At 40.7% G+C, this 24,576-nt stretch carries 25 protein-coding genes, 1 tRNA gene and 1 pseudogene; 20 read left to right on the top strand and 7 right to left on the bottom strand.

Features of this window, described 5'->3' with window-relative positions:
• Positions 1-13: 13 nt before the first annotated feature.
• A complete protein-coding gene (locus B155_RS0109595; protein WP_018128050.1) occupies positions 14-403 on the bottom strand; it encodes a hypothetical protein in 390 nt (129 codons plus the stop codon).
• Positions 404-586: 183 nt separating this feature from the next.
• Between B155_RS0109595 and B155_RS0109590 the strand changes: the two genes are divergently transcribed.
• From B155_RS0109590 to B155_RS0109565, 6 genes are all read left to right on the top strand, one after another.
• A complete protein-coding gene (locus B155_RS0109590; RefSeq protein ID WP_018128049.1) occupies positions 587-1,420 on the top strand; it encodes an enoyl-ACP reductase FabI in 834 nt (277 codons plus the stop codon).
• A 22-nt stretch (positions 1,421-1,442) separates the two neighbouring features.
• On the top strand, positions 1,443-2,018 hold the full coding sequence (ruvC, locus tag B155_RS0109585; RefSeq protein ID WP_018128048.1) for a crossover junction endodeoxyribonuclease RuvC: 576 nt from the start codon (positions 1,443-1,445) through the stop codon (positions 2,016-2,018).
• Complete coding sequence (gene ruvA / locus B155_RS0109580; protein WP_018128047.1) at positions 2,015-2,608, top strand: Holliday junction branch migration protein RuvA; 594 nt, start codon at positions 2,015-2,017, stop codon at positions 2,606-2,608. Before ruvC ends, ruvA begins: the two co-directional genes overlap by 4 nt.
• Positions 2,609-2,700: 92 nt before the next feature.
• Complete coding sequence (locus B155_RS0109575) at positions 2,701-3,378, top strand: response regulator (RefSeq protein ID WP_018128046.1); 678 nt, start codon at positions 2,701-2,703, stop codon at positions 3,376-3,378.
• Positions 3,375-4,457 (top strand): sensor histidine kinase, encoded by a 1,083-nt coding sequence (locus B155_RS0109570; protein ID WP_018128045.1) that lies wholly within the window; start codon positions 3,375-3,377, stop codon positions 4,455-4,457. Before B155_RS0109575 ends, B155_RS0109570 begins: the two co-directional genes overlap by 4 nt.
• A gap of 71 nt (positions 4,458-4,528) precedes the next feature.
• Positions 4,529-5,614: a mannose-1-phosphate guanylyltransferase gene (locus tag B155_RS0109565; RefSeq protein ID WP_018128044.1), complete on the top strand. Its 1,086-nt coding sequence runs from the start codon at positions 4,529-4,531 to the stop codon at positions 5,612-5,614.
• On the opposite strand, the gene B155_RS0109560 is transcribed toward B155_RS0109565, so the two are convergent.
• Genes B155_RS0109560 through B155_RS0109550 form a run of 3 tightly spaced genes read right to left on the bottom strand, consistent with a single transcriptional unit; the run spans position 5,611 to position 7,384 of the window.
• Complete coding sequence (locus B155_RS0109560) at positions 5,611-6,372, bottom strand: MBL fold metallo-hydrolase (protein ID WP_018128043.1); 762 nt, start codon at positions 6,370-6,372, stop codon at positions 5,611-5,613. The two genes, B155_RS0109565 and B155_RS0109560, sit on opposite strands and share 4 nt — an antisense overlap.
• Entirely contained in the window at positions 6,369-6,671 is a 303-nt protein-coding gene (locus B155_RS0109555) for a hypothetical protein (protein WP_018128042.1), read from the bottom strand. The genes B155_RS0109560 and B155_RS0109555 overlap by 4 nt, the downstream gene beginning before the upstream one ends.
• Positions 6,668-7,384 (bottom strand): hypothetical protein, encoded by a 717-nt coding sequence (locus B155_RS0109550; protein WP_157464835.1) that lies wholly within the window; start codon positions 7,382-7,384, stop codon positions 6,668-6,670. Before B155_RS0109550 ends, B155_RS0109555 begins: the two co-directional genes overlap by 4 nt.
• 59 nt (positions 7,385-7,443) lie before the next feature.
• Here B155_RS0109550 and B155_RS0109545 point away from each other — a divergent pair, with 59 nt between their 5' ends.
• From B155_RS0109545 to B155_RS0109525, 6 genes and pseudogenes are all read left to right on the top strand, one after another.
• Positions 7,444-7,989, top strand: coding sequence for a glutathione peroxidase (locus B155_RS0109545; protein WP_018128040.1), 546 nt, complete (start codon positions 7,444-7,446; stop codon positions 7,987-7,989).
• Positions 7,990-8,055: 66 nt separating this feature from the next.
• Positions 8,056-8,129 (top strand) — tRNA-Asp (locus tag B155_RS0109540).
• 63 nt (positions 8,130-8,192) lie between these two features.
• Positions 8,193-10,079: a tRNA uridine-5-carboxymethylaminomethyl(34) synthesis enzyme MnmG gene (gene mnmG / locus B155_RS0109535; protein WP_018128039.1), complete on the top strand. Its 1,887-nt coding sequence runs from the start codon at positions 8,193-8,195 to the stop codon at positions 10,077-10,079.
• 7 nt (positions 10,080-10,086) lie between these two features.
• Positions 10,087-10,728 carry an RsmG family class I SAM-dependent methyltransferase gene (locus tag B155_RS13630; RefSeq protein WP_018128038.1) on the top strand — a complete coding sequence of 214 codons (642 nt, stop codon included), beginning with the start codon at positions 10,087-10,089 and terminating at the stop codon, positions 10,726-10,728.
• A pseudogene (locus tag B155_RS14110) lies at positions 10,725-10,889 on the top strand (HTH domain-containing protein); the annotation flags it as partial. The gene B155_RS13630 and the pseudogene B155_RS14110, both read left to right, overlap by 4 nt.
• Before the next feature lie 45 nt (positions 10,890-10,934).
• Positions 10,935-11,663, top strand: a complete 729-nt coding sequence (locus B155_RS0109525) for a helix-turn-helix transcriptional regulator (protein WP_240386276.1) — start codon at positions 10,935-10,937, stop codon at positions 11,661-11,663.
• Positions 11,664-12,087: 424 nt separating this feature from the next.
• Here the strand turns inward: B155_RS0109525 and gyrA are convergent, their stop codons facing one another.
• Together gyrA and gyrB are read right to left on the bottom strand one after the other, a co-directional pair.
• Positions 12,088-14,544, bottom strand: a complete 2,457-nt coding sequence (gene gyrA, locus B155_RS0109520; RefSeq protein WP_018128036.1) for a DNA gyrase subunit A — start codon at positions 14,542-14,544, stop codon at positions 12,088-12,090.
• Positions 14,545-14,578: 34 nt separating this feature from the next.
• Positions 14,579-16,516: a DNA topoisomerase (ATP-hydrolyzing) subunit B gene (gene gyrB, locus B155_RS0109515; protein WP_018128035.1), complete on the bottom strand. Its 1,938-nt coding sequence runs from the start codon at positions 16,514-16,516 to the stop codon at positions 14,579-14,581.
• A 277-nt stretch (positions 16,517-16,793) separates the two neighbouring features.
• On the opposite strand from gyrB, the gene rpmB reads away from it, so the two are divergent.
• The 8 genes from rpmB (at position 16,794) to B155_RS0109480 (ending at position 21,029) form a co-directional block, all read left to right on the top strand.
• Complete coding sequence (gene rpmB / locus B155_RS0109510; RefSeq protein ID WP_018128034.1) at positions 16,794-17,039, top strand: 50S ribosomal protein L28; 246 nt, start codon at positions 16,794-16,796, stop codon at positions 17,037-17,039.
• Positions 17,040-17,043: 4 nt separating this feature from the next.
• Positions 17,044-17,208, top strand: coding sequence for a 50S ribosomal protein L33 (gene rpmG / locus B155_RS13760; RefSeq protein ID WP_071594818.1), 165 nt, complete (start codon positions 17,044-17,046; stop codon positions 17,206-17,208).
• An 8-nt stretch (positions 17,209-17,216) separates the two neighbouring features.
• Complete coding sequence (locus B155_RS13755) at positions 17,217-17,387, top strand: DUF4295 family protein (RefSeq protein ID WP_018128033.1); 171 nt, start codon at positions 17,217-17,219, stop codon at positions 17,385-17,387.
• 91 nt (positions 17,388-17,478) lie between these two features.
• Positions 17,479-17,937, top strand: coding sequence for a GatB/YqeY domain-containing protein (locus B155_RS0109500; protein ID WP_018128032.1), 459 nt, complete (start codon positions 17,479-17,481; stop codon positions 17,935-17,937).
• The gene (locus B155_RS0109495; protein WP_018128031.1) at positions 17,938-18,498 is read left to right on the top strand and encodes a CvpA family protein; all 561 of its coding nucleotides are present in this window, start codon (positions 17,938-17,940) and stop codon (positions 18,496-18,498) included.
• A 5-nt stretch (positions 18,499-18,503) separates the two neighbouring features.
• Positions 18,504-19,718 carry a tyrosine--tRNA ligase gene (gene tyrS / locus B155_RS0109490; RefSeq protein WP_018128030.1) on the top strand — a complete coding sequence of 405 codons (1,215 nt, stop codon included), beginning with the start codon at positions 18,504-18,506 and terminating at the stop codon, positions 19,716-19,718.
• 1 nt (position 19,719) lies between these two features.
• Positions 19,720-20,487 (top strand): exodeoxyribonuclease III, encoded by a 768-nt coding sequence (locus tag B155_RS0109485; protein WP_026167299.1) that lies wholly within the window; start codon positions 19,720-19,722, stop codon positions 20,485-20,487.
• 80 nt (positions 20,488-20,567) lie between these two features.
• Positions 20,568-21,029 (top strand): MarR family winged helix-turn-helix transcriptional regulator, encoded by a 462-nt coding sequence (locus B155_RS0109480; RefSeq protein WP_018128028.1) that lies wholly within the window; start codon positions 20,568-20,570, stop codon positions 21,027-21,029.
• A 135-nt stretch (positions 21,030-21,164) separates the two neighbouring features.
• Here B155_RS0109480 and uvrB read toward each other — a convergent pair whose 3' ends face one another.
• Positions 21,165-23,219, bottom strand: coding sequence for an excinuclease ABC subunit UvrB (uvrB, locus tag B155_RS0109475; protein WP_018128027.1), 2,055 nt, complete (start codon positions 23,217-23,219; stop codon positions 21,165-21,167).
• Between the last annotated feature and the right edge of the window lie 1,357 nt (positions 23,220-24,576).

The raw sequence follows: 24,576 nt of genomic DNA, 5'->3' as shown, positions 1-24,576 counted from the left end.
GAATAGTGTGTAATTATGTATCTCTGAAATCAGATTCCGGTGAATGTGTGAAAATAGGTTCTTGCCAGTTTCTATAGCTGTTTTTTAAGAGTATGAGAAATACCACCCAATTTACCGCCGCCACGGCTCGTATCAACAGCACGGCATTTATTGAGGTGACATTATAGCTGTAGATGAAAGGAGCTAATACAAAGACTAGAAAACTGACAATCCAATTAAACTTTCGAAGTTTATAGAGCAACCAAAGTACATAGGGAGTACTTATAGTAGCGACAAGAATCCATCCTCGGGCTACACCATCGGCATAAATGAAGGAGAGCGTAGGTGTTTTCGAAGTATAATCGACATCTATGATCTTAGATAGTTTATCTAAGTATATATTTCTTTTGAACTTTATAGACATGTTCTGATTATAAATAAAAATCTCGATTCCACACAAATACAGCACTCATTTTTCCCTATTCAATTGCGCTATCATTTTAAGGCAAATATGCAGATTTTAGGCTCATCATAATCAGCCCAGCAGTCATTTATCATAATGGGTTGTTTTCGACAAAAGTAAACTGATAAAATAATAGTACACACAATGAGTGAAGGTCACGGATTACTAAAAGGTAAAAAAGGAATTATTTTCGGAGCGCTCGACGATCGCAGTATCGCATGGAGAGTAGCCGTAGCATGTAAGCGAGAAGGAGCTGACTTTGTGTTATCAAACGCACCTATTGCACTTCGTTTAGGAACCTTAGATGCATTAGCGGAAGAGACGGGCGCAACTATTATTCCTTGTGATGCCACCAATGATGACGACATCACTTCAATGATGGAGAAAGTAAAAGAAGAATTCGGTGGTGTTGACTTCATTCTTCATGCAATCGGAATGTCGCCTAACATTCGTAAGAAAAAAGAATATACCGACCTGAACTACAAGTGGTTCCAGCAATCACTGGATATCTCAGCAATCTCTTTACACCGTATTCTGCACCATGCAGACAAAATGGGTGTACTTAACGACGGCGGAAGTGTAATTGCTCTTTCATACATCGGTGCACAGAGAATTTTCTCGAAGTATTCGGATATGAACGACGCGAAGGCATTGTTAGAAAGTATTGCTCGTAACTACGGAAGTAGATTGGCAAGCAGAGGTATTCGTGTGAATACTATTTCTCAAGCGCCAACTAAAACGTCAGCTGGTTCAGGTATCAAAGGATTTGACGGAATGTACACCTTCGCTGAGAAGCTGTCTCCTCTTGGGAACCCAACAGCGGATGAATGTGCCGACTATTGTGTGGCGATGTTCTCTGACTTTACTCGCAAAGTTACCATGCAGAACTTATTCCACGATGGTGGTTTTGTAACAAATGGTATTTCTGAAGAGATGATGAACGACCTAGCAAAACTTTACTCAGAAGGCGAAGAGTAAACTATAGATTCAATAAGCAATTATGCCTGATATAATCCTTGGTATAGATCCTGGCTCCCGTGTTACCGGGTATGCTATCCTTACTGAGGAGAAAGGGCAACTGATTGCTTTACGTTGTGATGTACTTAAGATGGCCCACATGGATGACCACTCCGACCGTCTTAAGTACATATTCGATCAAATATCAGGTATAATTCGTTCTAACAAACCAACAGCTTGTGCGGTAGAAACACCGGTTTATGGGGTTGACCCTCAAGCCATGCTGAAGTTAGGCCGAGCACAAGCAGCGGCTATTCTTGCTATCAAAAATTGTGACTTACCTGCCTTTGAGTATTTCCCAAAAGTGGTTAAAAAAGCCATTACTGGAAACGGTAATGCAAGTAAAGAACAAGTTGCGTTCATGTTGAGCAAAACGGTTCAACTACCCAATGAAAAGCTAAAGAATGATGCCACGGATGCACTAGCGGTAGCGTGGTGCCATTACATGAAGGGTAAAAGAGGGATTCCAACCGGTTCAAATAAGACCCACCAAAATAATAAGAAGTCGGATTGGGCCGATTTCATCGCTAAAAATCCAGATAGAGTAAAAGGGATATGATCACATTTCTAAAAGGTATGGTTGAAGAACTTGAAGAAGGTATGGTTCATCTTGAAGTTCATGGCGTTGGATATGGAGTGGAAGTCTCATCCCAGACTTTAGCTCAGCTCAAGGAAGGCCTTGAAGTAAAACTTTTGATTCATCATCATATCACCGATAGCGACGAGCGACTCTTTGGGTTTTATACCAAAGAAGAAAAGCAGCTTTTCGAAAAATTAATCACCGTTAAAGGCGTAGGCCCTAAATCTGGTGTAACCATTGTTTCTGGTTTACCGGCTGATCATTTAGTGAGTGCTATAACTACTTCCGATGTAGCCGCCTTATCGAGAGTACCAGGTATTGGTAAGAAAACGGCAGAGCGGATCATCCTTGAATTGAAAGATAAACTAGGGGAAGTAAAGACGACTTCATCATCCGCTGCAAGTGCGCCTAAAAACTCAACCGTAGATGAAGTAACTCAGGCATTAGAATCATTGGGCTTCAAAAAGAAAGATGCGGAAGCAGCGGCGGTAAAAGCCTTACAAATTGAAGATGTTAAGACTGTAGCAAGTGGAATTAAAAAAGCATTGAGCCTTTTAAATAAAAATTGACTCAATAGTTGGTAACAATTTGTTCATTTTATATTAATGAAAGACATTAGTACCATTGATTTCAAGATTTTACTGTAACCAAACCCGCTGTTGTGTCAAAGCAAACCATTCTAGTAGTAGATGATGAAAAAGATCTTTTAGATCTGATCGAATATAACCTCCGAAAAGAAGGCTTTGAGGTCTTAAAAGCCGAAAATGGAGAGCAAGGTATTGAAGTTGCTCGTGAGCACAAACCAGATTTAATCCTTCTAGACATCATGATGCCAAAGATGGATGGCTTACAAGCAGTTGAAGAAATCCGAAAGGATGACGAGCTCAAAGGCACTCCTATTATTTTCTTAACGGCCCGTAGTGATGAGAAAACAGAAGTTGAAGGGCTAAATAAGGGCGGAGATGATTACATCACAAAACCCATTAGTACCGTTAAGTTACTATCACGTATCAAAGCAGTTTTAAGACGATTCGATGAAAAAGAGGAGTCGGTGAACCGCCTAGACGTTCACGACCTGCTTATTGATAAAGATCGATATATCGTACAAAGAGGGGAAGAAGAATTTCAATTGCCTAGAAAGGAATTTGAACTCCTATTTTTTCTAGCTAGTCGAAAAGGAAGAGTATTAGATCGCCAGACACTTCTAAATAGAGTTTGGGGCGATAACATCTATGTAGTGGATCGAACAGTGGATGTTCACGTAAGAAAAATCCGCGAAAAACTAGGCGACCATTACATTGAAACGGTAAAAGGCGTGGGTTATCGATTTAAGGAATGACACCAAAGAAAAAGAAAAAAGCTCCTTTCTTTAAATTAGGCTTTAGAGTAGCCGCATATACAGCGTTGTCAACAGCGGCGCTTTGTTTCCTGATTTTAGCTTTTTTAGTACCGCTTAATATTTGGTATTCCCTGGCGTGGTCGGGGGGTGCGTTTGTTCTCGTGTTTGGTGTGAGTTATGTCATCAACTTTAAGGTGCAACACGCTCGTATCGAAACTATAGAGCAAGTCTCTAAAAACATCTCTAAGAAACGCTTTGATGAATACGAAAGCGTAACTTCCCCTTATAATGATGAGATGGATTACTTAGTTAAGCAACTCATCAAGTCGAGCAGAACCGTTGAAAGAGAGATCCAGCGACTTAACCGCATCGAAAACTACCGTAAGGAATTTATAGGCGATATTTCTCATGAGCTGAAGACGCCTATTTTTGCCATTCAAGGATTCGTAGAAACCCTACTGAATGGAGCTCTCGAAGATGAAAATGTAAATAGAGAGTTCTTGAAGAAAACGATGCGTAATGTGAATCGTTTGATATACCTCACCAAAGATTTGATGGAAATCTCCAAACTAGAAACGGGGGAGTTGAAGTCTGAAATCGAAGCCTTTTATTTGTACGAGGTGATACATGATATCGTAGATAGCTTGCAGCATAAAGCTGAAAGGGATCATGTAAGTATTTTGATGGATGACTTTGATAAAAACCTGAGGGTAAAGGCGGATAAAAATCAGATTAAACAGGTGCTAATCAACTTGATTGAAAATGGGGTGAAGTACAACATCCCTCAAGGGAAAGTCACCATTGCCGTTGAGCAGTTCAAAAAGGATAAAAATAGAGTAGTGATATCAGTTCAAGATACCGGCATTGGTATTGATGAGACCGATTTACCTCGAGTTACAGAACGTTTCTTTAGAGTAGATAAGTCAAGATCGAGAGAACGTGGCGGCACTGGGCTAGGTCTCGCAATTGTGAAGCATATTATTGAAGCCCATGGAGAGCAGTTTAAATTCGAGAGTAAAGTAAATGTTGGCTCTACCTTTAAATTCACCCTTCGCAAAGTTCTTACTGAATCGAGATAGATAAATTTCTATTTTGAAGCCACACGATATTTATAATTTTGATAGTTGCCCTATCTAAAAGGAGTTAACACATGGTATATGCCGTAATAATGGCAGGTGGATCAGGAACCCGATTTTGGCCACAAAGCACAAAAGCACTTCCAAAGCAGTTTTTAAATCTGTTTGGTAAAAACACAATGATTCAAAATACGGCCGATCGCATAAAAGAAGTGATTCCACAAGAACGAATCATGGTGGTTACCAATGCGGATTACGCGGATATAGTGAAGGAGCAACTTCCAAAGGTGCCAGAAGAAAATATAGTAGGGGAACCGGTGGCAAAGAACACGGCTCCTTGTGTAGCAATTGCCGCTGAACTTCTTTATAAAAAAGACCCGGATGCTGTGATGGTAGTACTTCCTGCCGACCATCACATTACCAATCCAGACGAGTTTCTAAAAGTACTTAAGTCTGCAGTTGCAAAAGCAGAACAAGGGGATGATTTAGTTACTATAGGTATAGAACCGAACCGTGCTGAAACAGGCTTCGGGTATATTCATGCGGATAAGCAAGATTCTGAAGAGCATGCAGGTCGTGCCGTTGAGAAAGTACAAGCCTTTAAAGAAAAACCGGACGCCATTACCGCACAGCAGTTTTTAGATTCGGGCGATTATTACTGGAATAGTGGGATGTTTATTTGGAGAGCGGATTCTATTCTAAAGGAATTCAAACGCCAACTACCAGATATGTATGAGCAAGTGAAACTAGCTTCACCTGAGTTATACACCGATATGCATAAAGTGAGCATAAACGACTTTTATTACGAATGTGAATCAATCTCTATTGATTATGGAGTAATGGAGGGCGCTAAGCAGGTTTTTGTAGTGCCGGGTGATTTTGGTTGGAATGACGTTGGAAGTTGGACGGCCGTATATGAATTAGCAGAGAAAAATAAGGATGGCAATGCTGTTCAGACTTTAAATGCTACTTTCGCAGGATCAACCAATAACTTAGTGGTGTCTAAGACAGAAAAGATGATCTCGTTTGTTGGACTAGAAAACGTTGCTTTTGTAGAAACTGATGATGCGATCTTGGTTTGTGATCTCACTCAGGCCCAAGGGGTGAAGGAAATTGTAGAGCAGTTAAAAGGATCCGACGACTTAAAGAAGTTTCTTTAATCGATTAGAACTACTTGTTCATCATATGCTAGTCGGACATTGGAAGGTAATTTTTTATTGACTTCCGAATGTTCGACTTCACTATTCATATGAATTAAATAGGTTTGCTGTATGCCTAGCTCATGGGCTATTGCTGCAGCTTCAGGAATAGTTAAATGAGTAGGGTGTTCTGGGCCCCATCGTAAACCGCTAAGCACCATTACTTTAGAGCCTTTGATGAGCTTCTTAGTTTCCTCGGGAATACTCTTAACATCTGTTAGATAGCACAGATCGTTTATTCTAAAGCCGAGTATTTCAAGCGAACCATGTAACACTTCCAGTGGGGTAACTTTGATATCATTCAATACTATTGATTGAGATATCTCTTTTAACTCAAGGGAGGTAGATCCAGGATACTTTTTCTCCCCAAACATATAATCAAAGCGTTTACGAACAGAATCTAAACATCGTTTTGAGGAGTACACTGGGATAGGGCCTTTCTGTACATAGTTATAGGCTCTTAAGTCATCCAAACCTGCTACATGATCCATATGTTCATGCGTCAGTAACACATGATCGATATTGCGAATCTTAGCACGTATACTTTGAATTCTAAACTCTGGACCCGCATCGATCAATACGGAAGTTTCATCGGTTTGAATCCATACCGAGCATCGTGTTCGTGTATTTCTAGGGTCAGAGCTAAGGCGTTCACTTCCATAACCTCCAGCAACAGGTACACCCATAGAAGTTCCAGTGCCTAAGAAGGTTAATTTCATGACTCAAAATCCAATTCGTCGCTCGCATTAGCAGGGGTAACAGAAAGGCGATCCCAAATAATGCCCAATTCTTTTTTAACGGCGGGTTTGATATAGATGCCCGTGAGGTCTGCTTCACCCAGCACCCGAGCAATGGTACCTATTTGTGCTTCTGTTGGCTTATTCTTGTTTACTATAACTAATCGATCTCCCATAACCATACAATCATTACCCCTGAAAGATCCGCGTTCTTTTCGAAGGGTGTAGCCACATTGCTCTAATAATTGCTCAAGTTCTAGTAATAGCTTATCTGCTTTCACAAAGAAATTCCCATTGTAAAGAGGTGATAGTTTAAATCGTAATCAAAGTTCTCCGCATCAATATCATAAACTGAGAGTTTATAATCATATCCAATGCTTAAAGAACGGTTCCCAATTAAGTTTAGCAACTTGAGGCGGGCACTTGCTGTCAACGATTTGTTTGAGCCGCCAAAAAGCCCACCATTGGAACTACTAAACCCATAGGATGGAATAGTATTTACTTCAAAAGCCCAAGACTCTATTTTTCGAAATTTCATGAAAGCGCCTGCTCCAAAAGAAAAAACGGATTGGTTAAACTCATTACTAGCCGTGCTATTTCTAACGCTGGTTAAATTCGATTCTAACTTTAATGGCACGCCTAAAACAAATCGTTCTCTTTGCACAAAATTGAAAGAGTTTAGGTAGTATAGGTTCAACTTCAGAAAACGGGCATCATCGGATCCGGTTAGTTTATTTGCGAAGAGGATGGATCCATTTACAAAAGGAGTTTCAAAACCGATAGTCACGCCTGATTCTTCAAAATCTAAACGTTCCTCATCTCGAACGGCGCTCTCATCTCCGGTATAATCAAAGTTGATGGGTGAGTAACCTAGATAGATATAATTTGAAGAGCTTCTCTGAGGTCTAGAGTCGCTTTCACCAACAGAGAACATTTGAGCTTGTAATGTCGGGGCGGTAAGTAAGAACGTAAGGAGTAATATAATTTGCTTCATGGGAATTAATTTAAGCATTATTAAATTGAGTGAGTAACGTCAAACCAACGCTTTATTTTATGAAACTACTATTTATTCTTTTTTCATTCATAGGAATGTTCTCAATGGCTATAAATCCAGATTCTATTTACGAATTTACTCGCAATGATATTGATGGAAATGCAACTCCGCTCTCAATGTATAAAGGTAAAACAGTACTTATTGTAAATGTAGCATCAAAATGTGGATACACTCCTCAGTATGAAGGGCTACAAAAAATTTATGAAACTTATAAGGATGACGGTTTTGTGATACTTGGTTTTCCTGCCAATAACTTCAAAGGTCAAGAACCTGGTACTGATGAAGAGATTAAACAATTCTGCACACTTGAGTATGGGGTTGAGTTCCCTATGTTCTCTAAAGTGTCGGTTAAAGGCGATGACCAAGATGAATTGTTCACTTATCTCACTTCATTAGAGAACCCAGACTTCACGGGCGAGATTAAATGGAACTTCGAAAAGTTTCTAGTTTCTAAAGATGGAACCCTAATTAGGCGTTTCAGAAGTGGCGTTAAACCAGAGAGTAAAGAGCTTACATCAGCTATAGAAGCAGAGCTAAAAAAATAGTTAAAAAAATTTCCAAATAGGGTTGACTCTCTTTCGGAATGAACCGTATATTTGGTGCTCTCGATTGGTCCGGTAGTTCAGTTGGTTAGAACGCCTGCCTGTCACGCAGGAGGTCGAGGGTTCGAGTCCCTTCCGGATCGCAAAAGCCTTGAATCATTTGGTTCAAGGCTTTTTCTTTTTAAACAATATGGTTTAATTCTCCTATGTCAACCATTTACCCATCTTATGACGTTATCGTAGTAGGAGCTGGGCATGCCGGTAGTGAAGCAGCCGGTGCAGCCGCACAACTTGGTGCCAAGACTCTACTTATTACTATGAATCTAGAAGCCATTGCTAAGATGTCTTGTAATCCTGCTATGGGCGGTATTGCAAAAGGACAGTTAGTAAGAGAGATTGATGCTCTAGGCGGACTCTCTGGAATTGTGAGTGATGCCTCAGGGGTACAGTTCAAAATGCTAAATATGAGCAAGGGGCCGGCTATGTGGAGTCCTCGTTGCCAAAGTGATCGCATGTTGTATGCACAAAAGATGCGTGAGCTTTTAGAAGCCAAAGAGAATTTAACCTTTCGCCAAGACAACGTTGTTGATCTTATAATTAACGATCAAAATGTAGTTGAAGGAGTTGTTACCCAAACTGGCCAAAAGTTTTATAGTAAATCGGTTGTTCTGACGAGCGGCACTTTTTTAAATGGACTCATCCATATTGGCGACTCTAACTATGGAGGTGGTCGCTCAGGGGAGCGTGCTTCTGTAGGTATTTCAGCAGCATTAGAAAACAGTGGTTTCGAAGTAGGTAGATTAAAAACAGGAACTCCTCCTAGGGTTGACGGGCGTAGTATAGATTACTCTAAACTTGAAGTTCAAGATGGAGATGATAACCCGGTTCCCTTTTCTTTTTTAACAGATGATATAATTCCAAAAGAAGAGCAACTTACCTGTTGGATTGGATATACCAATGATGAAGTGCATGAAGTCTTAAAAACTGGATTTGATCGTAGTCCAATGTTTAATGGTCGTATCAAATCTGTGGGGCCTCGTTATTGCCCAAGTATTGAAGACAAGATTAATCGTTTTGCAGATAAAGATCGTCATCAGTTATTTCTCGAACCGGAAGGTTGGAATACTTATGAAATGTATCTTAATGGTTTTTCTACTTCTCTTCCAGAAGAAGTGCAGTATGAAGCACTTCGTACAATTCCAGGATTTGAAGAAGTAGTGATGATTCGACCGGGTTACGCCATCGAGTATGATTACTTCCCGCCTCATCAAATTAAAAGAACCTTAGAAACGAAGCTTGTTGAGGGTCTATATTTTGCAGGGCAAATTAACGGAACTACAGGTTATGAAGAGGCTGCTTGCCAAGGATTAATGGCGGGAATTAATGCGGCACTTAAAGTTGCGGGTAAGGAGTCATTGATACTTAAAAGATCTGAAGCTTATATCGGTGTATTGATTGACGACTTAATCAATAAAGGTACTGAAGAACCTTACCGAATGTTTACTTCTAGGGCTGAGCATAGAATTTTACTCAGACAAGACAATGCGGATTTACGATTAACGGAATTGGGCTATAAGATAGGCTTGGCTTCTAAGGAGCGTTATGATCGCATGCTTCAAAAGAAGGAAGAGGTAAATGCATTACTTGATCTATTGTCGAACCAAACGGTAAGACCAGAGGTGTTAAACTCCACACTGGAATCACTAGGCACATCCGGATTAAATCAGCCTGTTAAGGCACAGTCTGTGTTAGCTCGACCTCAAGTTTCCTTAAAGGATATGATGGAAGGGGACGAGGGTTTAAAAGAAGCGGTTCATGAAATTACAACCAATAAGTATGTGATTGAGCAGGCCGAAATTCAGATCAAATACTCTGGATATATAGAAAAGGAGTGGGAGATGGTTCAAGAACTCAGTCAAAAAGAGACTACGCCAATTCCTGCAGACCTTGATTACACCAAAATTAAAAGCCTTTCTACCGAAGGATATCAAAAGATGTCTAAGATTAAGCCTGAGACCATCGGTCAGGCAAGTCGCATTAGTGGGGTTTCTGCCTCAGATGTTTCGGTACTTATGGTTTATTTAAAAGGATAGGTTTCACGTGGAACCCTCTATATCTATTATTACAAAAGAACAGCTAGGCCAGATTTCATCCTTATATGATGATCATAAAAAAGAATTGATTGCTTATGCCGATCAGTTGTTATGGTGGAATAAGAAAGTAAACCTTGTGAGTCGTGATGTTTCACGTGAAACATTGCTTGAGCATGTGGGGCATTGTTTGTTTGTGAACTTATTTCTAGATGCTAAAGATAGAAGCCTTGTGGATGCAGGGTCAGGGGGTGGACTTCCGGGGATTCCATTAGCCATATGTGTAAAAGAACTTGAGCAAGTGGTGCTCAACGATATTGTTACTAAGAAGATATTTGCTAGCAATGCTATGATATCTTCTTTAAAAATCGGCGATAGAACGAAGGGAGTTGCGGGGAGTATTGCAGATGTGCCTACCGAAAATGATACGGTTATAGTAACTAAGCACGCATTTAAACTTAACGAGTTGTACGGTTTTGTAGGTGTTAAAGCGTGGAGTAAATTGATTTTTTTAAAGGGATGGAGAGAGTCGCTTAAAGAATACGAGGCGATAAAAGAGCATGTATCGATGCAGGTAATAAAATTAGATGCTGATTTTATGGGCGAATTCTATGATGGAAAAGGCATTGTAATGCTGGAGCGCATCAAGTGAAGAGTTCAGAAAGAAGGCTAAAGTTAATGTTGATGCTCCAAGAAAAGGGGCAGAAAAAGACCGTAGACGAATTGGCCGAGTACTTTGATGTAAGTCGAAGGACTATTTTTAGAGATCTAAATGCACTGCAAGATATAAATGTACCTATCACTTGGGATCGATATAGTGGTTACGGTGTGATGCCAGGATATAAGATTCCGCCTCTTATGTTTTCATCGAATGAGTTAGCTACCATTATTGTGGGTTTGAATTTTGTTAAATCTCAGGTGGATAAAACTCTGGTAGAAGACGCAAAAGGGGTGGAGGTGAAAATAAATAATGTGCTGCCTGAAGAATTAAAAGGCTTCATGAATTCTTTAAAAGAGCGGACCGTTGTAGATCCTTTATTGAAATACGGTGGGAAAAAAAGAACTGGAGGGAACTGGTATATTTTAAGCAGTGCCATTTCTCAAAAACATCGTGTTCAATTTGTGTACCGCTCGAAATCTGGAGAAACCAAAACAAGAAAAATTGACCCTTATCTTTTGGTCTATTATGAAGATCATTGGAATGTGATCGGTTATTCTCACTTAAGAGGAGAGTTTCGAAATTTTATCCTGGAAAATGTGAGCGAGGTCGAAATTCTAGACGAAAATTACCAAGAGAAAAAGGGATTCAACGTAGAAGGGTTAATTTTTAGGTCTAACGAATTTTCTCAGAAAATAGAGGTGTTGGTAGCCATAAGTGTTTTGGAGCGATTTGAAGCGAATTTAGCGGCTAAAATATTTAAGAAAGAGGCTAAAAATTCTGAAAAAATTAAAGTGACCTTCGAGATCGATAATTTGGATTACATCAACGAATGGCTGCTCCAATTCGGAACTCATGTGGAAGTGCTGGCTCCAAAAGAACTCAAAGAAAAAAGACAGAGCCTGTTGAGAGAAATGCTCGGCAAATAAAAAGAGAAAACAACTTCTTTAAAATTCTATTCTCAGACTTCTAGCTTTCGTCCTGTTCAACCCCCCACATTATTCTTCCTAAAAATTATCTAAAAACCTCTTTATTTACATTAGTCGGAAATGGTGTGATTCTTCCGAAATGTTGACCAATATTCCATATTGAGACTATACTATATCCACTATATGTGTGAATGAAGAAGCTATCCTATTTAAAAACAATACATTACAGTCTTAAATATGTAATTGCTTATATCTATAATGAACTATTCTATTGTGATTAAATAGAGAAGAAGATAGTTGAGGATAATACAGAGACTTGCATAGATAGATACTCTAAATATGTGTTTACACGGAAAATACGGAAGCAAAAAAATAGCCCCTTATTGCTAAGGGGCTACTTATTAATTACTAGTGTAGATGAAGTTTAAAGTTCTTCTTCCTCATCTTCATTTACTACACGCGTTACAGCCGCAATGGCTCCGTCTTGATCTAGACGCATGATGCGAACACCTTGAGTGTTACGTCCCATGGTTCTAATACCAGAGCAGCTCATTCTAATTACTTTACCTCTTTCAGTGATAATCATAAGATCATCATTGTCAGTTACTTCTTTAAGTGCAATTAGGTTACCAGTCTTGCTAGTTATCTTAAGTGTAATTACACCTTTACCGCCACGAGATTGCTCTCTGTAATCATCCACTAGGGAACGCTTACCAAAGCCATTCTCAGATATGGCGAGTACGGTTGCTTCATGAGTATTCTTGATCACAACCATATCTACTAGCTTATCATCTTTACCTAGTGTCATACCTCGAACACCCGAAGTGTTACGACCCATTTCACGAGCATCAGATTCATGGAAGCGAATTGCACGTCCACCTTGATTAGCTAAAATAATGTTACTGTCACCATCTGTTAATTCAGCGCCCAATAGAGAGTCACCGTCTTTAATGTTGATAGCAATGATACCATCTCTTCTTGGACGACTGTAAGCTTCAAGAGAAGTCTTTTTAATCTGACCTTGTTCCGTAGCCATGATGATAGAGTGGCCTTTTACGTACTCTTCATCATCTAAGGTTTTAACAGGTACAAAGGCTTTGATGTGATCGTCTTTATCAATCTCAATAAGGTTAATGATTGCACGACCACGAGCTAAACGTCCGCCTTCTGGAATTTCATAAACCTTGAGCCAGAAACATTTTCCTTTCTCTGTAAAGAATAGGATGTAGTTATGGTTGGTGGCTACGAATAAATGCTCTACATATTCCTCATCACGAGTAGTGGTGCCTTTCATGCCTTTTCCACCACGACGTTGACGACGATAGCCACTTACTGGCATACGTTTGATGAAGCCCTTATTTGAAATCGTCACAACTACGTCTTCATCTGCAATCATGTCTTCAATATTGAAGTCCTCTGCAGAATAAACTACTTGAGTACGACGCTCATCACCGTAGCGTTCTTTGATATCCTGGAGTTCGTCTTTGATAATCATGTACTGCATTTCTCGGTTTCCTAAGATCTCACGGAAGCGAGCAATTTTGTCTACAATCTCATTGTACTCAGTATCAATCTTATCTCTTTCTAAGCCGGTAAGCTTCTGTAAACGCATCTCTAGGATGGCTTTAGCTTGAATATCGGTTAGAGCGAATTTCTTACGAAGTTCAACATTGGCAATCTGTGGATTCTTAGATGCACGGATTGTTTTGATAACTTCATCAAGGTTATCGAGAGCAATTTTTAGACCCTCTAAAATATGAGCACGAGCTTCAGCTTGATCTAAATCGTAAATGGTACGTCGAATTACAACATCTACACGATGCTCAACATAATGATGGATCAGTTCTTTAAGACCCATGATTTTCGGACGACCTTTCACTAGGGCAAGATTGATTACGCCGAAAGTGGTTTGCATCTGGGTGTACTTGTATAACTGGTTAAGCACAACGCCCGCATTCGCAGAACGCTTAAGTACAATAACCACACGCATACCTTCACGATCCGATTCATCTCTAACTTCAGAGATTTCGGTAATCTTTTCATTGTTAACAAGCTCAGCAATCTTCTGAATTAGAGTACTCTTGTTAACCTGATAAGGAATTTCTGTAATTACAATTTGCTCACGCCCACCACGAAGTTCTTCGGTGTTAGCACGAGCACGTAATGTGATTTTACCACGGCCTGTTTCGTAAGCTTCCTTAACGCCTTCATAACCATAGATGATACCGGCAGTTGGGAAATCAGGTGCAGTAATATGCTGCATCAATTCTTTCGTTTCGATGTCCTGATTTTCAATAAAAGCCGTGATACCATCAATAACCTCAGTAAGGTTATGTGGAGCCATGTTTGTAGCCATACCTACTGCAATACCTGAAGATCCATTGATCAACAAGTTTGGTAAGCTACCTGGCATTACTGTTGGCTCTAGTAAGGTGTCATCAAAGTTAGATTGGAAGTCAACAGTCTCTTTATTGATATCCGTAAGAAGCTCTTCAGCAATACGGTCCATGCGAACCTCTGTATAACGCATCGCTGCAGCAGAGTCACCATCAATAGAACCGAAGTTACCCTGACCATCCACAAGTGGATAACGAAGGGAGAAGTCCTGAACCATACGAACAATGGTATCATAAACGGCAGAATCACCATGTGGGTGATACTTACCAAGAACCTCACCCACAATACGAGCACTCTTTTTGTAGCCTCTATTGTGGAGCATTCCTAGTTCACTCATTCCATATAATGCACGGCGGTGAACAGGTTTTAAGCCATCGCGAACATCAGGAAGGGCACGAGATACAATAACCGACATCGAGTAATCGATGTAGGATGATTCCATTTCGTCTTCTATAGTAATAGGTATAATTTTTTCTCTAGCCATATCTAGTTATATAAATCCTTGTAGTGTTTTTGGCTTAAATATCAATTTTAGCGTACTTGGCATTGCGCTCGATGAACTCACGACGTGGAGCTACTTCATCCCCCATAAGGGTTGAAAACATCTTATCAGCACCAGCGGCACTTTCAACGGTTACTTGCTGAAGTGTGCGAGTTTCAGGATCCATCGTAGTTTCCCATAACTGCTCAGGGTTCATCTCACCAAGACCCTTGTAACGAGATACATCAAACTTGCGACGACCTTTTTTCAATTCTTTCACAAGTTTATCACGAGTGTCGTCATCCCAAGCATACTCAATGTTCTTACCCGCAGTAATTCTATATAGAGGAGGCGTTGCAATGTACATATGGCCATTATCAATAAGAGGGCGCATATAACGATAGAAAAACGTTAGTAGTAGCGTTCGAATGTGAGAGCCATCCACATCGGCATCCGTCATGATGATGATTTTGTGGTAGCGTAATTTATCTACATCGAAATCTTCTTCGCCATGCCCTACACCCGTACCGAGTGCAGTAATCATCGCTTGAATTTCCTTGTTCTCCAGAATCTTGTTGATCTTAGCTTTCTCAACATTCAAGATCTTACCACGAAGCGGTAGGATAGCTTGGAAACTTCTATTACGTCCCATTTTCGCTGAACCACCTGCAGAGTCACCCTCCACCAGGTATACTTCGCAATGCTCAGGATCTTTGATCGAACAATCGGCCAGCTTCCCTGGAAGTCCACCACCACTCATCACACTCTTTCTTTGTACAAGCTGACGAGCTTTACGAGCCGCTTCACGTGCTTCGGCTGCAAGCACTACTTTTTCAATAATCTTTTTTGCAGTCTTAGGATTTTGCTCTAAGTACTCATTGAGCTGGTCGTATACCGTTACTTCAACAGCGCTTTGTACTTCCGAGTTACCTAATTTTGTTTTAGTCTGACCTTCAAACTGAGGTTCCGCTACTTTAACACTCAATACAGCTGTTAAACCTTCACGGAAATCTTCACCAGAAATCGAAATCTTACTGTTCGATTTAATGATCTTATTCTTCTCTGCATACGTCTTCAAAGAACGAGTAAGAGCTCGCCTGAAACCAGATACATGTGATCCGCCTTCTCTAGTGTTGATGTTGTTCACATAAGAGTGGACGTTCTCAGCATAAGTACTGTTGTATTGCATAGCCATTTCTACCGGCACGCCTTCCACTTCGCCTTCTATATATATAGGCTCAGGCATGTGCGACTCTCTGCTTTCATCTAAATACTTTACGAAGTCACGCACACCACCTTCATAGTGATAGACTTCTTTGCCTAAGTCCTCGTCTTCTTCGCGCTCATCAATAAGCTCGATGGTAACTTGAGGATTTAGGAAAGCCAACTCACGCATACGCTCAGCGATGATGTTGAATTTAAACTCAACCGTTTGAGTGAAGATCTCTGGATCAGGAGTGAACGTGATGATGGTTCCGGTTTTATCCGTCTTTCCATCTGTAGTTAGTGCAGTAGTGGTAATACCTTTTTCGAATCCCATACGGTGAATTTCACCATCTCGGTGAATTTCGGCATTAAACGAAGTAGAAAGTGCGTTTACACAACTTACACCTACCCCGTGAAGACCACCGGATACTTTGTAGGTGTCTTTATCAAATTTACCACCGGCGTGAAGTTTAGTAAGTACAACTTCTACAGCGGGTAAACCGAGTTTGGGGTGCATGTCTACTGGAATACCTCGACCATTATCTTGAATGGTCATGGATCCGTCATTATTAATCTGTACAATGATGTGGTCGCAGTGACCGGCGAGCGCTTCATCAATGGAGTTATCTACTACTTCATTAATAAGGTGATGTAACCCTCGCTGACCAGTATCGCCAATGTACATGGCAGGTCGCTTTCTTACCGCCTCAAGACCTTCTAAAACCTGAATATTCGAAGCCTTGTAATCAGCAGATTTTTTATTTGCCATAAAATAGGGGTGATAGCTTGTTTAGATGTGTAATTTAATAGCCGAAAATACTGTATACACGGGCAAAATCAAAAAGAGACGGGGTGATATTCAAAAAAACATGAGATAAATATTCTGAAGCGAAATTCGGCCTCTTTTATTTGCGCAAAGAATGTGGATAAATGTAGGTTTTTGTGAATAATTCAAAATTTTAAGAAAAATTAGAGCTTCTGCCGTTGATGTTTGAAAAGAATAGCTCTATCTTTGGTGTCTATTTCCTAAAGAAAATCATATTAAGATGTCGCGAAGAGACGATATTACTGGCAAAAAAGCGATGAACGGTTTCCGTTCTTCTAAAGCGAACAACAAAACTAAGCATCGTTTTCATTTAAATTTACAAAAAAGACGCTTCTACATTCCTGAAGAAGATAAGTGGATTACACTTAAAGTGTCTGCGAAAACACTCAGAACCATCAATAAGAAGGGTATTACTGAAGTGTTGAAGGATGCTCGTCGTAAAGGAACCCTGTTAAAAGAGGTATAACACTATGGCAAAAGGAAACAGAGTTCAGGTGATTTTAGAGTGTACTGAGAAACCAGGTTCCTCACGCTACGTGACTACCAAGAACCGTCGTACACAGACAGAACGCATGGAGCTGAAAAAATACAATCCTGTTCTGCGTAAGCATACAGTTCATAAAGAAATTAAATAATCTGAGACATGGCTAAGAAACAAACATTCGGTTCAGACGCACTAGCGGCTAAAGCTGCAGCACGTAAAATGGCAAAGGTTATCATTTCTACTAAGAATGAAAGCGGAAAGTATTCTTATCGTGAAACTATGATCGATCAAGAAAACGTACAGGATTTTATCAAAAGCAGAAAAGCGTAATTACGTTTTAAAAACTTTTTAAAGGGTTACGCAATTCGAATTGTGTAACCTTTTTTTTTGCGTACTTTCAAAGTCAAAACAGGGGAATACTATGAGCCTTAAAGCGAAAATACTCGAAGACCTTAAAACTGCAATGAAAGCCAAAGATCAAGACCGATTACGCGTGCTTCGTTCTTTAAAAGCTAAAATGCAGGAAAAAGAAATTGCTGAACGCAAAGGCGGCGAAGCCGAACTTACAGATGCACAAGCTACAGATGTGTTGATGAAGGCGGCCAAACAACGCAAAGAGTCCATCACTCAATTCGAAGAAGGCGATCGAGCCGATCTTGCCGATAATGAGAAGCTTGAATTGGCTATCATCGAAGAGTATCTCCCAAAAATGATGGATGAAGATGAAGTACGTGCTGTTGTACAAGAGAAGATTGCAGCAATGGGCGCATCTGGACCTCAAGATATGGGGAAAGTGATGGGACCGATCATGGGTCAGTTGAAAGGCAAAGCCGATGGCGGTTTAGTTAGTAAGGTAGTTAAGGAAGAGCTGAATAAGTAAATGTACATCCTCGACCTCATCATAGCGCTCCCTATTTTATACTTTGGTTATAAAGGAGCGGTTAATGGTTTGGTGAAGGAAGTGCTGAACATCGTTGGTATTACCCTCGCTGTATTCCTCACTTTCAACTACATGGATGCTTTTGCCACTCTTATTGAGCCATTTATGGCCGACAAAGAAGCCTATATCCCATTTGTATCTGGGGCCATTCTATTCTTAGGCACGTTGATAATAGTGGGGATCATTGCCGTTCTAACGAAAAAGTTCTTAGAAGCTGTAAATCTAGGAAAAGTGAATCGTGCATTCGGAGCTTTGTTCGGAGTACTTAAAGCAGGCATCATCATTAGTACAGCTCTGCTTCTGTTATCGGGCTTTAATCTGCCTTCCGAAGAAACACGAAATGAATCCATTTTATATCCCTATGTAATTCAGTTAGGGCCATGGACCTACGAAGCCATCGCATTAGTTTATCCTGGTGCCGAGAACTTTACGGATACCATCAAAGAAAATATAAGTAAGTATAACCCGGCAGAGAATCTGCCTATTCTAAACAACGATTAAACATCATGTCTTTTCTTCCTGTTGAAGAGCAACTCGCGATTATTAAGCGTGGAGCCATTGAAATTGTACCAGAACAAGAGCTAGTTGAAAAGCTAAAGAAGTCTCGCAAAGAAAATAAGCCTCTTCGAGTTAAGCTTGGCGTTGATCCAACACGTCCTGATTTACATTTAGGTCACTCGGTGATTCTACGTAAGATGAGACAATTTCAAGATCTTGGCCATGAAGTGATTTTGATTATTGGTGGATTCACAGCCATGATTGGAGATCCAACGGGACAGAACAAAACACGCCCACCACTTACTTTAGAAGAAGTAAATGAAAATGCGAAGACGTACATCGATCAGGCGAAAAAGATCTTAGATGAAGACAAACTTACCCTAACAAATAACAACGACTGGTTAGGGCCAATGGACTTCATGGATGTAATACGGTTGTCTTCTAAATTGACCGTTGCACGTATGATAGAGCGTGATGACTTCTCAAAGCGTTTTGAAAATAACGAACCAATTTCACTGCACGAATTCTTATATCCACTCGCACAAGGTCAGGATTCGGTGTACCTGAAATCAGATATCGAGTTGGGAGGAACAGATCAGAAATTCAACTTACTTGTAGGTCGTCAACTTCAAAAAGATGACAACCAAGACCCTCAAGTATGCCTAATGATGCCATTGTTAGTTGGAACCGATGGCTCGGCAAAAATGTCGAAATCGTATGACAACTATATCGGAATTGATGAAGCGCCAAACGATATGTACGGCAAGGCACTATCGATACCGGATGATTTAATCTACACCTACTTCGAACTGGTAACAGACATTGCATTGGATGATCTACCTAAGGTTGAAGAAAAGGCACAAAAAGACCCGCGTAATGCTAAGCATGATTTAGCATACACATTAGTTAGAATGTATCACGGTGAAGAAGCTGCAAAAGGGGCCAAAGATCATTTTGAGCAAACTATTATCAATAAGCAGGTTCCAGATGATGCACCTGTATTTGAATACCAAGCAGGTGAAGAACTACGCCTCTTGAATATCATTGGAGATACCAACTTCTCACCAAGCAATGGTGAAACGAAGCGAATGATGAAGCAAGGTGGTATCAGTTTAGATGACGAGAAAATAACAGATATGAACTTCCATCTGACCTTAAAATCGGGAGAAGAAGTAGTATTAAAAGTAGGAAAGCGTAAGTACGGTATCCTAAAGGGGAAGTAAGTTGAAGAAGATTAGTTCGTACAATATAAACGGAGTGCGTGCCGCGCATCGTAAGGGTTTTAATGACTGGGTTGCGGAATCGAATCCTGATGTAATTTGTATTCAGGAACTCCGTGCAGATGAGACTCAGATTCCAAAAGAAATTCAAGATCTAGGATATCACAAAGCCTTTCATAGTGCAGAAAAGAAAGGCTATTCAGGAGTGGCGATCTTTTCAAAAGAAAAACCACTCAAGATTCATGAAGGCATGGGCACGGAATGGATTGATAAAGAAGGACGTGTCATCATTGCTGAATTCGAAAGCTATAGCGTATGTTCTGTGTATGCCCCAAGTGGTACAACGGGAGACATTCGCCAGGATATGAAGTATAAATTCTTAGACGACTTCTATGCTTTTGGTGAACAATGGGTGAATTCAGAGAAGCCTATGGTATTTTGTGGAGATTTCAATATTTGTCATAAAGAAATTGATATTCATAACCCCGATAAACAGCATAAAACATCTGGTTTTCTTCCAGAAGAAAGAGCCTGGATTACCAAATTCTTGGAGCTAGGCTATACCGATGTGTTTAGAACATTGCATGAAGGTGAGCCTGACCTTTATAGCTGGTGGAGTTATAGAGCCGCTTCAAAACAAAGGAACAAAGGCTGGAGAATTGACTATCACTTTGCAACTAAAACGTTGGCTGAAAAAGCAGTAAGCGCAGAGATAGAGATGAAATGGAACATCTCCGATCATGCTCCTGTTAGTGTAGTATATGATATTTAAAGTCTTAAGTGTTTAAATACTTTAATACTAATTTTTTCAGGAAAAGCTTAACTTAACGTCAAATAGTTTAATGTGATACTATGCCAACACACTATAAGGGAAGCAGCACACAGGTCAATACTTTAAATGCGTATATAAAGATGATGCGAGCAAGTGAAAGCATCATGCGAAGATTGTGCAGAAGTCTTTCTGAAGTGGGGTTAACGATTAGTCAATTTGGGGTGCTAGAGTCACTTTTGCACCTCGGACCACAAAATCAAAAGGAAATTGGAACAAAACTTTTGAAAAGCGGTGGTAACATAACATTGGTGATCGATAATCTTGAAAAAAACGGTTATGTAAAACGAAAAAAGGACGATAACGACCGTAGAGCTTTGATCGTTAGTTTGACCGCTAAAGGAGAGAAATTCATAAGTGAATATTTCCCGAAGCATTTAGAAAAGATCGAAGAAGAATTTAATGTACTCAGTGAAACTGAGAAAAAGGAATTGGCAAGAATCTGCAAGAAAGTTGGAATGAAAGCAGAAGAACTTGCGTTATAAAAACACATTTTATAAAACTCCATAAATCCCTCAGGGAGTAAGTCATGAAAAGCTTGCTCCCTTTTTTTTGTCCCTACCTCAAGTATAGAAAAGGAAGAGCTTTAAAAAAGCCCCAAATGATGCCTTAGGTAGCAATTAAAGCTCTTCCTCCAGCTTACCAATTTGATCACGAATACGGGCAGCTTCTTCAAATTCCATATTCTTAGCCGCATGAAGCATCGTAGCTCTTAAGTGTTCAATAAGCTTATCTTTGCTCTCGAAAGTCACCTCATTCATTGCAGGACTGGCTTTATACTGAATCCCGTCTTCGGCCACCTTAATGGATTCAAGGTAATCCTGCTGAGCCGCTTCTTCGGCTTCTTTACTGAAGTCCACATTTTTACTAGAAATTAGCGATGGATCTACCAGTGGTTTTAACTCTTTTGCTACCGTCATAGGGGTGATGCCATGCTTCTCGTTGTACTCCCGCTGAATCTTACGACGACGCTCTGTCTCGTCGATCACTTTTTGCATGCTATCGGTAATCCTATCAGCATACATAATGGCTTTACCTTTAGCATTACGTGCAGCACGTCCTACAATCTGAAATAACGAAGTTTCGGAACGTAAGAAGCCTTCTTTGTCTGCATCCATAATAGCCACAAGGCTCAATTCTGGAATATCAATACCTTCACGTAATAAGTTGATACCAACCAATACATCGAAATCCCCACGGCGATATTTATATAAAACCTCGATGCGTTCTAGGGCATCCAATTCACTGTGCATATAGGCCGCTGAAACGCCCACATTTTTGAGGTACTCACTGAGTTCTTCACTCAATCTCTTGGTCAATGTAATCACAAGAACGCGCTCCTTTTTGGCAACACGATCCCGTATTTCTTCCATCAAGTCATCTACCTGGTTTCCTAGTGGACGAACCTCAAGTTCAGGCTCCATTAACCCAGTAGGACGTATTAACTGTTCCGTATAAACACCACCACTTTGTTCTAATTCGTAGTCGCTAGGAGTGGCACTCACAAAGATGGTTTGCTTAACGAGTTCTTGCCATTCATCAAAGGTAAGGGGACGGTTATCCATTGCAGAAGGCAATCGGAAGCCATGATCTACAAGCTGAACCTTACGCGATCTATCCCCACCATACATGGCCGAAATCTGAGGAATGGTCTGGTGACTTTCGTCCACAACCGTGATAAAGTCATCGGGGAAGTAATCAAGTAAACAGAAGGGTCGCTCTCCCGGCTTGCGGGCACTCAAGTAACGAGAATAGTTTTCGATCCCCGAGCAGTATCCAATTTCTTGAATCATCTCAATATCAAAAAGAGTCCGCTGTTCTAAACGCTTTGCTTCAAGAAACTTTTCTTCATCAATAAGTACTTTGGTCCGCCATTGTAGTTCTTCACGAATCTGTTTGATGGATTCTTCAAGGCGTGATTTTGTAGTTACATAGTGCGAAGCGGGGTAAATTTTAAACTCATTAACTGTATCAATGATGTTGCCAGTATCTACATCAAAGAGCTGAAGGGTTTCTATTTCATCACCCCACATGGAAATTCGCAATCCCTCATCTGAGTAAGCAGGGTAAACATCTACAACATCACCACGAACTCTAAAGGTGCCCCGCTTAAACTCGATGTCATTGCGTGAGTAGTGGAGGTCCACTAAGTCATAGAGTAAGGTGTTTCGAGGGATCTCCATGCCTGTCTCAAGGCTTACAATCAATTTCGCATACTCTGAGGGTGAACCAATACCATAGATACAACTCACGGAAGAAACGATGATTACATCACGTCTACCTGAAAGAAGAGAACTCGTTGCACGTAATCGTAACCGCTGAATCTCGTCGTTGATGGAAAGGTCTTTCTCGATGTACTTGTCTTGGGCAGAAAGGTAGGCTTCGGGCTGGTAGTAGTCGTAATAGGATATAAAGAACTCTACACGGTTATCGGGGAAGAAGTCACTAAGCTCACGATATAGCTGGGCTGCAAGAGTCTTGTTATGACTCATCACCAGTGTAGGTCGCTGAACGTTTTCAATTACATTGGCGATGGTTCGGGTCTTACCAGAGCCCGTAATACCTAGCAGCGTTTGAAATTTATCTCCTGCTTGGATGCCCTCAGTTAGTTCTTTAATTGCTGTTGGTTGATCACCAGCAGGTTGATAGGGGGAGTGAAGCTTAAATTCTGACAAGACAGAGGATGGATTTAAAAGGTTAAACCATTAACTAAGGAATATAAAGAACTCTTATCATAGGTGTGAATGTTCCCACGCCTTTCTTTTTGTTTGAAAGGTTGATTTTGAGTGAACTAAATAGATCGTTAACAACGCTGCTATTTATCTTAAGTACCCAACAAAAAAAAACTGACTTACTGAGTAGGAAATGCAAGGTTGAGGTTGAAGGGTGCTAACACGAAGGATCTCAAATGAACGCACTACCCAAAGCTAGATCAGGGTTTGAGACCCTTCGTACCTCGTTCCCAACGTCCCCGTTGGGAATGCCTTCTAGAAGCTCCAGCTTCGCTAATAGTGATGTGATTTCATTCGTTTACATACTTCCACAACAAAGACGTCATCCTGAACAGCGATCCGCCAGCTGGCGGACAGGATCTTTCTTAGGTTTCTTAGCCACATTCATTTTCTCTCCTTCCCCTTTTGTGTGGACAAAAGGGCAGCAAAAACCACCGCCAGGAATTGCTCCGGGCCTTCCTTAGCCGCGCCAGGCACAACATGCAATTCCGCTCCGAAGCACCTTCGTCGCGGCGCATGTTCTGCTTCTCTGCCGCTATGCAAAATGAAGGCGACTCCTGCTCAATTCCAACGCCGGAAGTGCTTGGAGGCTTGTAGTTCAAACAAAACAGTTAAGTCAATCTTTAGATATCTCCCTTCGATCGATATGACAAAGATAGAAATACCAATCATTTTGTCACTTCGAGTGAATACGAGAAGTCTAGAGATCGTTAACAAAGCTGCAATTTCATTCGTTTACAAACATCCCTAACAACGACGTGATCCTGAACAGCGGAGCGAAGTGCAGCATGATTCAGGATCTTTCTTCGGCTTCTGAGCCACATTCATTTTCTCTTCTTCCCCTTTTGTGTGGACAAAAGGGGAGCAGCACCGCCCCGACAGCTGTCGGGGTCCGGACCTTCCTTAGCCGCGCCAGGCACAACATGCAATTCCGCTCCGAAGCATCTTCGTCGCGGCGCATGTTCTGCGTCTCTGCCGCTATGCAAAATGAAGGCTATGCCTGCTCAATTCCAACGCCGGGAGTTGGTTGGAGGCTTGTAGTTCAAACAAAACAGTTAAGTCAATCTTTAGATATCTCCCTTCGGTCGATATGGCAAAGATAGAAATACCAATCATTTTGTCACTTCGAGTGAATACGAGAAGTCTATAGATCGTTAACAACGCTGCTATTTAACTTAAGTATCCAACCAAATAAAAAGCTGTCATCCTGAGTAGGAAATACAAGGTTGAGGTTGAAGGGTGTTAACACGAAGGATCTCAAGTGAACGCACTACCCAAAGTTAGTTCATGGTTTGAGACT

Source organism: Balneola vulgaris DSM 17893 (genome assembly GCF_000375465.1).
GTDB lineage: Bacteria > Bacteroidota > Rhodothermia > Balneolales > Balneolaceae > Balneola > Balneola vulgaris.
Note: the sequence above shows the minus strand (reverse complement) of the source record. Positions and strands in the feature narration are given on the sequence as shown.

Coding starts and splice junctions, on each gene's coding strand:
- B155_RS0109595 (WP_018128050.1), bottom strand. CDS start 403: ATGTCTATAAAGTTCAAAAGAAATATATACTTAGATAAACTATCTAAG.
- B155_RS0109590 (WP_018128049.1), top strand. CDS start 587: ATGAGTGAAGGTCACGGATTACTAAAAGGTAAAAAAGGAATTATTTTC.
- ruvC (WP_018128048.1), top strand. CDS start 1,443: ATGCCTGATATAATCCTTGGTATAGATCCTGGCTCCCGTGTTACCGGG.
- ruvA (WP_018128047.1), top strand. CDS start 2,015: ATGATCACATTTCTAAAAGGTATGGTTGAAGAACTTGAAGAAGGTATG.
- B155_RS0109570 (WP_018128045.1), top strand. CDS start 3,375: ATGACACCAAAGAAAAAGAAAAAAGCTCCTTTCTTTAAATTAGGCTTT.
- B155_RS0109565 (WP_018128044.1), top strand. CDS start 4,529: ATGGTATATGCCGTAATAATGGCAGGTGGATCAGGAACCCGATTTTGG.
- B155_RS0109560 (WP_018128043.1), bottom strand. CDS start 6,372: ATGAAATTAACCTTCTTAGGCACTGGAACTTCTATGGGTGTACCTGTT.
- B155_RS0109550 (WP_157464835.1), bottom strand. CDS start 7,384: ATGAAGCAAATTATATTACTCCTTACGTTCTTACTTACCGCCCCGACA.
- B155_RS0109545 (WP_018128040.1), top strand. CDS start 7,444: ATGAAACTACTATTTATTCTTTTTTCATTCATAGGAATGTTCTCAATG.
- mnmG (WP_018128039.1), top strand. CDS start 8,193: ATGTCAACCATTTACCCATCTTATGACGTTATCGTAGTAGGAGCTGGG.
- B155_RS0109525 (WP_240386276.1), top strand. CDS start 10,935: ATGTTTTCATCGAATGAGTTAGCTACCATTATTGTGGGTTTGAATTTT.
- gyrA (WP_018128036.1), bottom strand. CDS start 14,544: ATGGCTAGAGAAAAAATTATACCTATTACTATAGAAGACGAAATGGAA.
- gyrB (WP_018128035.1), bottom strand. CDS start 16,516: ATGGCAAATAAAAAATCTGCTGATTACAAGGCTTCGAATATTCAGGTT.
- rpmB (WP_018128034.1), top strand. CDS start 16,794: ATGTCGCGAAGAGACGATATTACTGGCAAAAAAGCGATGAACGGTTTC.
- rpmG (WP_071594818.1), top strand. CDS start 17,044: ATGGCAAAAGGAAACAGAGTTCAGGTGATTTTAGAGTGTACTGAGAAA.
- B155_RS13755 (WP_018128033.1), top strand. CDS start 17,217: ATGGCTAAGAAACAAACATTCGGTTCAGACGCACTAGCGGCTAAAGCT.
- B155_RS0109500 (WP_018128032.1), top strand. CDS start 17,479: ATGAGCCTTAAAGCGAAAATACTCGAAGACCTTAAAACTGCAATGAAA.
- B155_RS0109495 (WP_018128031.1), top strand. CDS start 17,938: ATGTACATCCTCGACCTCATCATAGCGCTCCCTATTTTATACTTTGGT.
- tyrS (WP_018128030.1), top strand. CDS start 18,504: ATGTCTTTTCTTCCTGTTGAAGAGCAACTCGCGATTATTAAGCGTGGA.
- B155_RS0109480 (WP_018128028.1), top strand. CDS start 20,568: ATGCCAACACACTATAAGGGAAGCAGCACACAGGTCAATACTTTAAAT.